Here is an 11,530-nt window from a genome sequence, read left to right on the forward strand (position 1 = left end):
GCAGTTGCACTGACCCGCTGGACGAGCTGGCCGTCGAGAGTCTGCAGGCTCAGTTCCAGGTCGTTGGCCAGTGCCTGCAGTTGCTCGATGCCGGCGTCGCCGATGCAGGCTTGCTCGAGCGCTTCGCAGCGCTGCACCACGCCACGAGCCTTGAGCATCTTGGCACCGCCCTTGATGCGGTGGGCCAGGCTGCGCAAGGCATCGCGCGCAGGTGCCGGGCCGAGGGCGCGCAGGGCCTTGAGGTCTTCGCTGTTGCTCAGGGCCAGTTCCCGTAGCAAGCGCTCGACCAGCTGCGGATCACCCAGGGTCAGGTACCTGAGGTTGTCGACGTCGAAGCCGCTGGCATGCGCTTCAAGGGCATCATTGGCCAGCGCCGGCGCGGCCGGGGTGTCGAAACCGGCCAGGTGACGGCGCAGTTCATTGAGGCCGATCGGCTTGAACAGGCAATCGTTCATGCCGCTGGCCAGGCAACGTTCGCGCGCCTCGACCTGGGCGTTGGCGGTCAGGCCGAGAATCAGGCAGGCCGGGCGTTGCTGTTGTTGCTCCTCACTGCGCAGGCGGCGCGACAGCTGGTGGCCGTCCATGCCGGGCATGTGGCAATCGGTGATGACCACATCGAAGTGCCCTTGCAGCCACAGCTCCAGCGCCGCCTGGCCATCGCCGGCCTGGCTGACCTGGTGGCCGAGGACGTGGAGCTGGCGTTCCAGCAGCATCAGGTTGGCGGGGTAGTCGTCCACCACCAGTATGTTCAATACCCGACCGGCTGCTGCTGGTTCGCTTGCCGGCAGGGTGGCTTGCTGCACGGGCGCCACCGGCAACTGCAGTTCGATGTCGACCCGCGTGCCGCTACCCGGCTTGCTGGTCAGGCCCAGGCGGCCACCCATCAATTCGCACAGGGTGCGGCTGATCACCAGGCCCAGGCCGGTGCCCTGGCGCACCGGTTGGTCGCCCACCTGAGCGAAGTTATGGAACAACCGCGCCTGGTCTTCGGCGCTGATGCCGACGCCGCTGTCTTCCACGCTCAGCAGTACCCGCCGTAGCTGCCCGGGCTGCTGCGGGCCATAGCGCAGGGTCACTTTCACCTGGCCCTGTTTGGTGAACTTGAGGGCATTGCCGAGCAGGTTCGACAGCACTTGCTTGAGCCGCAGCGGGTCGACCATGACGCCGTCGGCCATGGCCTGCAGGTCGGTCTGCAGGGCCAGGCCCTTGAGCCGTGCATTGCCTTCGAACACCCGGACGGTGGCGGCGACCAGCGAGGTCAGGTTGGTGGCTTCGTCGTTCAGCTCCATGTGCCCGGACTCGATACGGGCGATGTCGAGAATGTCACCGATCAGCGCCAACAGGCCATTGGCCGAGTCGAACGCCACCTGCAGTGAAGCGCGGTCGGCGCGCCCCTGTTCGGCGTCCTTGACCGCCAGCTCGAGCAAACCGATCACCGCGTTCATCGGTGTGCGGATCTCATGGCTCATGGTCGCCAGGAAGGTGCTTTTGGCGCGGCTGGCATCGTCGGCCTGGTCCTTGGCCAGGCGTAGTTCTTCGAGCAGGCGCTTGCTGAACCCCAGTTCGTGTTGCAGCGCTTGCTGGGCTTCGCTGCGCTGGCGGATCAGGTTGCGCAGGTAGCGGTTCCAGAACACCACGGCGGCGATCAGCAAACTGGCGACGATAAGGATCTGCAGGATCAGCGAGCGGTAGTTGTACCAGGGGCTGTCGCTGATCAGTGCGTTGGTGCGCCAGCGGTTGGTCAGTTGTGCCAGTTCGTCGGGCTCGATGCTCAACAATGCCTTGTCGAGAATCGAATGCAGCTCGCCTGCCGAGCGTGCCGTGGAGAAGGCACCGATCACCGGTTGGTCGCCGAACAGCGAGGCGATGCGCAGGCGATCCTTGAACAGCCGGCTGATGAAGTAGGCGGCGTTGATCTGCGAGCTGATGGCTGCATCGGCCTGGCCCTGGGCGACGTACTCCATGAGTGACAGCGGGTTATCGACCTCGACCAGCCGGACCCCGGGGAAGGTTGCCTGCAGCAACGGCTTCAATGGATAGTCGCGGATGATCGCCAGGCGCTTGCCGTTCAGTTGTTCGATGCTCTGCACGGCGTCCGGTTCATCGCGGGTGACCAGCACCCGCGGGCTGAGCAGGTACGGCCGGGTGAAGCTCAAGCGGGTCTCGCGGTGCTTGCTGGGGATGAGGCTGCTGGCGATGTCGGCGCCTCCCTGTTCCAGCAGGGCGATGGTCGCGGCGCCAGGATCGGCTTCGATGAACTCGAACTTCAGGCCCGTACGCAAGCTGATCTGTTCCAGCACGTCGGCGCTGATACCGCGCAGTTGCTGCTGGTCATCGTAAAAGGTCAACGGCGCGTAGTACTTGTTGAACACCACCCTGGCCACCGGGTGCTGCGCGATCCACGCCTGCTCCTGGCGGGTCAGCGGCAGGGCCCCGCGGTTGAGCAGCATGCTGGTGCTGCCGCTGCTCCAGCGGCGCAGGATGTTCAGGCGTTCGGTTTCACTGGTGACGTCCAGTGAACGGTTGAGCAATTGCAGCAGCCGGTCGTTGCCGCGGGCCAGGGCGAAGGCGAAGGTTTCCCGCTCGTGTTTGACGAAGTGGGAGATCTGCACGTTTTCCTGGAAGCTCTTGCCGATCAGGTAATCACTGCTGATGGCATCGCCGAGAAACGCATCGGCCTGGCCCAGCGAAACGGCCGACAAGCCGGCCATGGTCGAGGAGTACAGTTGCAAGCGGGCCTTGGGGAACAGGTGCTGGACCTCTTCATCGGGCAGGTAATGGTCAACCATGGCCAGGCGCAGCCCGTCCAGCTCATCATCGACGGCGCGGGTCTTGCCCTGTGGCGTGACGATCACCGGCAGATCATCGGCATAGGGTTGGCTCAGCACCAGTTGGGCGTCAGCGGCTTCAAAGCCGTTGGAGCTGCCGAGCAGGTCAATGGCCCCGGCGTGCAGGGCGGTGATCGCCTCTTTACGGCTGCTGAAGCGGCGCACTTCAATCGGGATGCTCAACAGTTCGCCGATCAGGCCGGCATAGTCGGCGGTCAGCCCTTCATACTCGCTGTGGCTGACATTGATATCGAAGGGCGGGTAATCCGGGCTGGAGGTCCCCAGGCGCAGCACGGCTTTTTCCTTCAGCCAGCGCCTGTCAGCCGGCGCCAGGGCTACGCCTTCGCCGCCAACGACTGAACGGGCCAGCAACGTGCGTGGCTCACCCGGATCAGTGGCCATGGCGCTGTTGACCAACAACGCCGACAGCAAGCCCAGCACCAGGGCCGGTAGAGCGGGGCGGATGTTCATTGGCGGCTCAGATCACCTGATTGCGATGGGCCAGACCCATTAGATCAACGAAAGATCCTACCTGTAGCTTCTCCATGATCCGACTTTTGTAGGTGCTGATGGTCTTGGGACTCAGCAGCATGCGCTCACCGATATCGTTGTTCGACAGGCCGGCCGCAAGCATGCGCAGCACTTCCATCTCGCGGTGGGACAGGCTGCTCAGGCGTTCTTCTTCCGAGCCCAGCGGGCCGCGGTTGGCCGACATGTCAGGGAAGGTCGAGTAGCCCTTGACCATGGCTTTCAAGGCGAAGATCAGCGCCTCCAGGTCTTCGTCCTTGTGCACGAAGGCCGAGCTGCCGGCATCCAGGCAGCGACGGGCGAACAAGCCGGCCGGTTGCCCCGTGAGGACCATGATTTTCGGGGTGTTTTCCAGCAGGTGCAGGCGTTTGATCACGCTCAGGCCATCGAGGCCGGGCAGGCCGATATCGAGGATGACCACGTCGGGGCGCAACTCGCGGGCCATCTGTACGGCGGCCACGCCGTCGCCGGTTTCCCCCACGACTTCATAGCGTTCGCGCTCCAGCAACATGCGCACCGCAAGACGAATCGTGGGGTGATCATCGACGATCAGTACCGTAGGCATTGGCGCAACTCCTTGACGAAGAGGGTAAGCCGTTTCCTGAATCATTCAGGAAGACGAATCGGGCCGGAGCCGGCGAGTCGCCAACGATACGTCGAATCAGGTTGCAAAAGTATGGGAAGTATAGAGGCGTTGAAAATTGTGGTAGGTATTGTCGAAAATTCCTACGCGTCAGCTAGATAAAGGCCGCTGCGCGGCCTATCGCCGGCAAGGCCGGCTCCCACAGTTTCGGTGTACACAGATCTATTGTGGGAGCCGGCCTTGCCGGCGATGGCAGCGAAGCTGCCCGCTGACTCAGAACGAAGTAGTAAACGACGCGAAGTACGCCCGGCCCGCTTCGTTGTAGGTCAAGGCTCCGGCTTCATCCGAGTTGCCTTCGCGGTACAGGCGCTTGTCGAACAGGTTGTTCACCCCCACGCGCATGCTCAGGTTCTTGGTGAACTCGTAACCACTGCTGATGCCGACAATGCCATAGGGATCGACATCCTTCTGCACCTTCTTGTCCAGGGTTTCATTGGCCCGGGCGTTGTAGGTCGGAGCTTCCTGCTTGCCGTAGTAGGTGCCGTTGAGCTGGAACGACAGCTTGTCGGTGGCATTCCAGTCCAGGGTCGAGTTGACCGTGTACTCGGGGATGATGCTCAGCGGCTCGCCGGTTTTCTTGTCCTCGGACTCGATCATGTAGGTGAAGTTGGTGTTCCAGTCCAGCGCCGGGGTCAGCTCGACGAACAGGTTGCCCTCGACCCCTTGCACCACGGCCTTGCCAGTGTTTTCCCAGCGCAGGATACGGCGGCCGTTGGGCAGGCGGAACAAGGTCTGGTTGCCGGCCTCGATCTTGTTCTTGTAGTCGTTACGGAAGTAGGTAGCGCTGGTGCGCCAGGTGCCCTTGTCGTAGGCCAGGCCCAGCTCCTTGTTGACGCTGGTTTCCGGGTCGAGGTTGGCGTTGCCCAGCAGGTAGCAGCCGCCTTCGTTGAGCTCGCCGGAGTTGCAGCCGCCGCCACGGCTGTACAGCAGGTAGTTGGGGTTGGCCTGGTACAGGTTCGGGGTCTTGTAGGCGCGGGCGATGCCGCCCTTGATGCTCAGGGCGTCGGTGATCTGGTGCGAGGCGTTCAGGCTCGGGCTCCAGTTGTCGCCATAGTCTTCGTGATGATCCAGGCGCAGGCCGGGGGTGACGATGGTGTTCTCACCGACTTCGATGTTGTCCTCGGCGTACAGGGCAAAGCTGCGTGCGGTGGATTTGGTCTGGGTGCGGTCGAAGTTCGGCAGCTCGGCTCCCGGGTCATAGCTTTGCGGGCGCAGCGAGCCCGGGTCGTTGAGCGACTCGTACAGGTACTCGCCGCCCAGGGTCAGCACCTGCTCAAGGCCCATGCTCAACGGCAGGTTGACCTCGCCGGTGGCCCGGGTGTTGCGCAGACGTGATTCAAAGCGCCCGGCACCGCCCGATGGCGCACCTTCGCCCCAGCCGGCCAGGCCTTCATTGAGGCGGCCGTTGCGGGTCAGGTCGTAGGACAGCGAGGCGGTCGAGGTGCCCCAGTCGTAGTCGCCGCGGTGGGTCACGGCAAAGCTTGAGCGCTGCATGACGTTGGTTTCCTTGCCCACCTGGCTTTCGACGAACTCGCCGCCGGCGTTGAGCATGGTGTCGCCGGCAAAGATGTTGCCCTGGCGGCTGTAGCTCGACTCCAGGTCGACGGTGTTGGCCGGGTCGATCTTCCAGCTCAGCAGGCCGTTGATGTCCTTGTTGCGCACGCCTTCGCGGCCGGCCATCAAGGATTCGGCATAGGCCTGGTGCGCCGAGTTGATCTTCATGTCGTCGGCGTCGGTCTTGTTCAGGTTGCCGTACACGCGAAAGATCAGGCTGTCGGTGAGCGGCCCGCTCAAACTGAAGTTGACCCGCTTGCCGGTGCCTTCGGAATCGTCCTCGGGGAGCATGGTGTACAGGGTCATCGAGCCGCGCAGGTCCTGGGTCGGGCGCTTGGTGATGATGTTCACCACACCGCCCATGGCGCCAGAGCCGTAGCGCGCGGCAGCCGGGCCGCGAAGGATCTCGATGCGTTCGACTTCTTCGGCCGGTACCCAGTTGGTTTCGCCACGGGTGTCACGGTCGCCGCTCCAGCCGTAGCGCACGGCGTTGCGCGAGGTGGACGGCTTGCCGTCGATGAGGATCAGGGTGTTCTCCGGGCCCATGCCGCGCAGGTCGATCTGGCGGTTGTTGCCGCGGGCGCCGCTGCTGCTGTTGCCCGTGAGGTTGACCCCGGGCTCGCGGCGAATGATATCGGAGAGGTCGTTGACCGGCGGGCGCTTCTTGATGTCTTCAGCGGTAATGATCGACACGCCGGGCGCCTGCTTGAGTTCCTCTTCGGCAGTGCCCAGCACGCGGGTGTTTTCCAGCTCGATCGCCTGTCGGCTGCCGTCCACTGGCAGGTCGGTGGGCTGCACCTGGACTTCGTCCGGTTGAAGTTCCAGCGGGGCTGCGGCAATCGCCGTGGAACCCAGGGCAGCCAGCAGGGCAATGCTCATGGGGCTGAGGTTGAAGCGCGACACCATGTCAGATTTCTCCTGAAACAAAGGGTGAACGGGCTGGACGGAAAGGCCAGAGTCGCTCGGGAGTCGAGAATGATAAGAATTACCATTCGCGAGTAAACCCTTTAGAAGAAAAATAAAATATTAACGAAGCAGGGCGGTAAAACCCTGCTACGCAGGTTGCGACGAGTTACTGGCCAAAGGCCTTTAGAATTTTAGGGATGCTGCCAGGCTTGAGGTACGGCCGGGTGCCGGCATCATGCTTTGCGACATTGGGTCGAGGTAGTACTGGTCGGTAAAGTTGTAAACATTGAAACTGACCTTGAGTTCGTCGCTGACCTGGTAGTCGGCGAAGAAGTCGTAAATGCGCGCTTCCAGGTAATGTTGCTGCGGTGTGGTGGTGCCCACATGCCAGCTCTTGTCCAGCACATACATCGGCCCGCTGGTGTAGCGCATGCGCACGCCAGTAGCCAGTTTCTGCTCGAAGGCCTTGGCCCCCAGCACCAGGTTGACGCTGTAGCGCGGTGGGTTCTGGGTGTTGGTGTAAGAGCCCTGGAAGCCGCCGGTCGTGCAGTTGGGCGTCTCTGACTTGCCACCCTCGCGCAGGGCCTGGGCAAAGGCACGGTCGCAGGTTTCGGCCTTGATGTTGTAGACGTACGAAGCGTCGGCGAACCACCAGTGGCTGTCGTAGTGGCTCTGCAGCTCGACGCCCTGGGTGGTGAAGCTGTCGACGTTGCGGATTTTCAGCTCGCCGTTGAACCCCGGGCGGCCTTTGGGGTTGTAGCGGTAATTGCGGGTGACCATGTCGTCGATGGTGTTGTGGAAGTAGGCCAGCTTGACGCCGGCCTGGTCGTTGTCCAGCAGCAGGTTGCTGCCCTTGAACGAGGCACCGACCTCGAAGGTTTTCATCCGCTCCGGGCGCAGGTCGTAGTTGGGTTCTGCCGACCAGCTGCCGAGGGTGGTCTCGAACAGCGACGGCATGCGCATGCCCTGGTTGTACAGGGCATAGGCCATGACGTTGGGGGTAAAGGCATAACTGACGCTGTAGGCCGGGGCGAAGCCGTGGCCGGACAGCTCGGCGTTGTCGGCAAAGCCGGCAAACTCCGCGTTCCACCACGGTGCGTCCGGGTCGGCGCCAACCGGTGCGGCAAACAGCGCCTGGCGGTTGCGATCATGGATACGATAACCGCTGTAGCGTCCGCCCGCAGTGAAGGTCAGTTCAGGGATCGGCTTGTATTCCAGGGCGGTGCTGAGGCTGTATTCGTGACGGTAGCCATTGCGTTCGATGCGGTTGTTTTCCAGGTCGTCCTGCCAGGGCTTGCGGGTCGGGTCGATGGTTTCATAGAGGTACGAGGCACCATAGGTCAGGGCGTAGTCGCCGGTGCCGGTAACGAAGCGGCTGGTGTTGCTGATGTCGGTGCCGACCTTGAGGTTGCTCAGGTCGGACTTGAGCGATTTGCGGTAGTTCTCGCTTTGCTCGTCCTGGTAACCCTGGCCCCGTTGCGGCGCGGTAAAGCCGACATTGTTGTACATGATGCTGCGGCCGAAGGTCGCCCAGGCATGGCCGTTGAGGTCGATATAGCGCGCCAGGCTGTCGTCCTCGGGGCGCCATTTCAACTCGCTGGTGAGGGTGTGCAGCTTCATGTTGCCGGGCTTGAACTGGATCATCTGGTTGGCGTCGGTGTAGTCGTACACCGGGTCCAGCGTCTCGCGCACGTAGCAACCGGTGCTGTCCCAGCGGTTGTCGCCATCCGGCACCGGTGCATCGATGGCCGAGCACTGCTGGTAATACTCGGGGTTGGCGCGCATCCAGAATTCTTCGTCGTAGCGGTCGATGTCTTTTTTGAAGTCGCCCAGTGGCCAGGTCATCGACGGGCCGGTCCGGCCAATCTGCGAGGGCATGATTTCGCCGAAGCTCGAATCCATGTAGCGGTAGCCCAGGCCCAGTTCCAGGCCGTTGTCGCGGTACAGGGTGCCCTTGAGCATGAAGGATTTGTTGTGGGTGCTGGAGTTGAGCACCTCTTCGCCGGGCCAGTAGTTGCGCGCCACGGTGTTGGCATCGACCAGGGCGCCGCCGCTGCTCACCGAGGTGTCGTAGCGCGAGTAGCCGTGCTTGCCGGCGAAGTAGTTGTTGTTGCGTCGCTCGGCGTAGGCGGCGACCACGTCGAAGGCTTCGTCCTTGTGAGCGAAGGCCAGGCTGCGCGACCAGTCGTGCGGGTGCAGCAGGTCGTTGCGCTCGGTGCGTGGGCGTACCCGGTAATCGCTGGGGACATCGGCTGTGCTGTTGTCCGACAGCGAGCCGCGCAGGCGCCAGCCGGTGGTTTGGCCAGGCTTGAGGATGTCATCGACGGTCAGGGTCTGCATCTCGACCGAGCCGCCGATGGCACCGGAAGCGCCGGCGTCCAGGCTCGGGCCCTTGTTGACGGTGACGCTGCTGATCAGGTCCGGGTCGATGTAGGCGCGCTGCGCAGTGCCGGCGTAACCGCGATAGACATCCAGCGATTGCTGGCTGCCGTCGACCTTGACCGGCACCCGGCCCTGGCCCTGGATACCGCGGATGTTCACTTCGATACCGCCACCGTTGCGCCCGTCGGAGGTCTGCACACCGGCGATGCCGGCGAGCATGTCGGCATTGGAGCGGCCGCGAAAGCGCTCCAGTTGTTCCAGGTCGCGGGTTTCCACCGAACGCGGCACGCCGTAGTCCTTGAGCGCGTCGTCCTCTGCCTGGCCCTTGACCCGGGTGGCGCCGAGCTCCAGGGCATCGCTGGCTTGCGCGGCCCTTTCGATCAGCACCCGGCCATCGTCACTGAAGTACGCGCTCAAGCCGCTGCCGGCCAGCAGTTTGCCCAGGGCCTGGGCGGGCGAATAATGGCCCTGCAGGCCCAGCGACGGCTTGCCGGCGGTCAGGCGTGCATCCACCGACAGCAGCAGGCCGGCGCTGGCGGCAAACTGGGTCAGGGCCTGGTCGAGGTTGCCGGGCGGAATCTGGTACAGGCGTTGCTCCCGGCGGGCAGGTTCAGCCTGAACCGGCGTTGCCAGGGTACAGAGTGCAGCGCTGAGCAGGCCGCCGAACAATCCGGTGCGGATCGCCAGGCTTAGGGTGGACGGGCAGGGTGGCAGCAAGTTCGGCATCCCGAAGGCTCCTTTGAGAATGCTTATTGGTTAGCTTTGATGACTAACCCGAACGAGCGCCGCAAACCGACAAAGGTCAGCGCAATTAATTTTGCAAAAGCGGATGGGAGGAGGGTCAACGCGCCTTGACGGTCACCCAGTAGCGGCTCAGGTAGTGCATCTGAATCGGCAGGCTGTCCTGCAGGGCAGTCAGGGTGCGCTCGCTGTCGGCCAGGGCAAACACGCCGGTAATCGGCAGCTCGGCGATTGCCGGCTCGCAGCGGATGACCCCGCGCCGATGCCGGCTCAGTTCATCGAGAAACTGCCCCAGCGGCTGGCGCTCGGCGATCAGCCGGCCGTGTTCCCAGGCGATGCTGTTGCTGTCGGCGGCATGCTGCGGGCCGCAGCCTTGCGCGTTGAACCACAGGCCATTGCCGGCCTTGAGCAACTGCTCATTGCCCGTCTTGGGGCGAATCATCAACGCGCCTTCGAACAGCTCGACACGGCTGCCGCCCTGTACTTCGCGCACGGCAAAGCGGGTGCCCAGCGCCTGCACTTCACCGGCAGGGGTATCGACCTTGAGCGGCCTCGGGTCCCTGGCGCTGCTCAGCAGCAGTTCGCCTTCGAGCAGGCGGATGCGTCTTTCGTGGTTGCTGAACCGGATGTTCACGCTGCTGCGGCTGTTGAGCAGCAACTGGCTGCCATCGGCCAGTTGCAGGCGGCGCACTTCGCCGGCGGCGGTACGCTGATCGGCCATGGCCTCCCGCCAGGGCAGGTGGCGCTGGCCCAGGTAACCACTGCCGCCCACCAGCAGCAAGACGCACAGCTGCCGGAGCAGGGTGCGCCGGCTCTGGCGCTCTTCGAGCACGCTGCGGGCGGTTTGCGCGGGCACCGCGGCGAGGGTCTGCTGCAGGGTTTGCAGGCGTTGCCAGGCGCGCTGGTGCTCCGGGTCTGCCGCTTGCCAGTGGGCAAACGCCAGACGTTGTTGCGCATCCAGCGGCCCGTCCCAGTGCAGCATCAGCCAGTGGCTGGCCTGCTCGACGACCGCCGCGTCGATCGGTGCATCGCTTGCCGGGTTCATTCGCTGTAGAGCACCTGATAGCAGGCCTGGATGGCACGGATCATGTACTTCTGTACCGAACTGACGGTCACCCCCAGGCGCTCGGCGATGTCGGCGTAGCCCAGGCCTTCGAAGCGCGACAACAGGAAAGCGCTGCGCACTTTGGCCGGCATGCTGTCGAGCATCTGGTCGATCTGTTGCAGGGTCTGCAGGATCATCGCGCGGGTCTCCAGCGAAGGCGTCTGCGGTTCGTCCAGGTGAGCGATGCTGGCCAGGTAAGCCTGCTCGATACGTTGCCGGCGCCATTGGTCGATCACCAGGTTGCGCGCCAGTTGCACCAGGTAGCTGCGGCCCTCGTCGTGACCGGGCAGGCGGCCGCTGACCAACAGGCGCAGAAAGGTGTCGTGGGCAATGTCGGCGGCGCGCTCACGGTCGCCCAGGCGCTTGCGCAGCCAGGCCTGCAGCCAGCCGTGGTGATCGCGATAGAGGCCATGGAGCTGTTGCTGGGGGGCGAGGGAGGTAGGAGGCACCCGGAGATCCTGAAACATGAAAGATGCAGTTGCGAATTGTTCGCATTATAGGGGTAAAAAAGGAACCGTGACCACCCTGTCGGTGAGTCACGGTCAAGTGGGGGGAGAATCAGATTGCGGCGGCCGCATCGCTGGCAAGCCAGCTCCCACAAGGTGCATGCGGTCTCTGTGGGAGCTGGCTTGCCAGCGATAGGCTGCGTAGCAGCCTCAACATGGTTACTGCTGCAACACTGTCGCCTGGTTACCCGCACCAACCTGCTGGATGTTTGCTGTCATGTTAGCGCCGCTCTCGTCGACCAGCGCCTGGTTGGCCGAGCCGCCCTGCGTCACGTAGGCGACGTTGACGCCATCGGCCTGCTTGATGCTGGCCTGGTTGTTGTCGCCATACAGCTGC

6 protein-coding genes and 1 pseudogene are annotated in these 11,530 nt (G+C 63.6%); all 7 read right to left on the reverse strand.

Annotated elements, in window-relative coordinates; all coding sequences use genetic code 11:
- Positions 1-3,299, reverse strand: a 3,299-nt coding sequence (locus JV241A_RS11220; RefSeq protein WP_134062517.1) for a transporter substrate-binding domain-containing protein, incomplete at its 3' end; no start/stop codon positions are given.
- A 7-nt stretch (positions 3,300-3,306) separates the two neighbouring features.
- Positions 3,307-3,921 (reverse strand): response regulator, encoded by a 615-nt coding sequence (locus JV241A_RS11225; RefSeq protein ID WP_115086491.1) that lies wholly within the window; start codon positions 3,919-3,921, stop codon positions 3,307-3,309.
- Between the two features lie 291 nt (positions 3,922-4,212).
- A complete protein-coding gene (locus tag JV241A_RS11230; RefSeq protein ID WP_115086492.1) occupies positions 4,213-6,459 on the reverse strand; it encodes a TonB-dependent siderophore receptor in 2,247 nt (748 codons plus the stop codon).
- A gap of 183 nt (positions 6,460-6,642) precedes the next feature.
- A complete protein-coding gene (locus JV241A_RS11235) occupies positions 6,643-9,567 on the reverse strand; it encodes a TonB-dependent receptor (protein ID WP_134062519.1) in 2,925 nt (974 codons plus the stop codon).
- 115 nt (positions 9,568-9,682) lie between these two features.
- Complete coding sequence (locus JV241A_RS11240; RefSeq protein WP_134062521.1) at positions 9,683-10,627, reverse strand: FecR domain-containing protein; 945 nt, start codon at positions 10,625-10,627, stop codon at positions 9,683-9,685.
- A complete protein-coding gene (locus tag JV241A_RS11245; protein ID WP_233673436.1) occupies positions 10,624-11,136 on the reverse strand; it encodes a sigma-70 family RNA polymerase sigma factor in 513 nt (170 codons plus the stop codon). Before JV241A_RS11245 ends, JV241A_RS11240 begins: the two co-directional genes overlap by 4 nt.
- A gap of 216 nt (positions 11,137-11,352) precedes the next feature.
- Positions 11,353-11,530: pseudogene (locus JV241A_RS27625) on the reverse strand (curlin); the annotation flags it as partial.

This window comes from Pseudomonas sp. JV241A, from assembly GCF_900275665.1.
Taxonomy (GTDB): Bacteria; Pseudomonadota; Gammaproteobacteria; order Pseudomonadales; family Pseudomonadaceae; genus Aquipseudomonas; species Aquipseudomonas wadenswilerensis.

Excerpts from the sequence above, each read along its gene's own strand:
- JV241A_RS11225 (WP_115086491.1), bottom strand. The coding sequence starts at position 3,921 with ATGCCTACGGTACTGATCGTCGATGATCACCCCACGATTCGTCTTGCG.
- JV241A_RS11230 (WP_115086492.1), bottom strand. The coding sequence starts at position 6,459 with ATGGTGTCGCGCTTCAACCTCAGCCCCATGAGCATTGCCCTGCTGGCT.
- JV241A_RS11235 (WP_134062519.1), bottom strand. The coding sequence starts at position 9,567 with ATGCCGAACTTGCTGCCACCCTGCCCGTCCACCCTAAGCCTGGCGATC.
- JV241A_RS11240 (WP_134062521.1), bottom strand. The coding sequence starts at position 10,627 with ATGAACCCGGCAAGCGATGCACCGATCGACGCGGCGGTCGTCGAGCAG.